This window comes from Parcubacteria group bacterium CG10_big_fil_rev_8_21_14_0_10_36_14 (genome assembly GCA_002772895.1).
In the GTDB taxonomy this organism is placed as follows: domain Bacteria; phylum Patescibacteriota; class Patescibacteriia.
Genome location: PFCS01000054.1, coordinates 24,765 through 25,036 on the forward strand (window position 1 = coordinate 24,765; position 272 = coordinate 25,036).

The window sequence follows — 272 nt, forward strand, 5'->3', positions numbered from 1 at the left end:
TCATATTATTATAATAATACCAAAAAAAATTAAAAAATCAAGGGTCTTGACCTTTTTCCAGTTTTATGTTATTTCTAAGGCAGAGGTAAACATGAAAACACCGCTTTGGCTTGATATCTCTCTTCATATTTTTTTTACCGCAACCTATGCTCTTTATTATGCAAAAAGGCATAAATGGAAAAAGAAATATTTTGTCGGTTCTTTATTAATTGTAGCCTTTGGAATGTTTATTGATTTGGACCACCGCAGAATTATTGAAAGATTTTTAAATA

At 28.7% G+C, this 272-nt stretch carries 1 protein-coding gene; it reads left to right on the plus strand.

Annotation, left to right across the window (positions count from 1 at the left end; translation table 11 throughout):
* Positions 1-91: 91 nt before the first annotated feature.
* A partial coding sequence (locus COU51_04400; GenBank protein ID PIR66375.1) for a hypothetical protein occupies positions 92-272 on the plus strand: 181 nt, incomplete at its 3' end.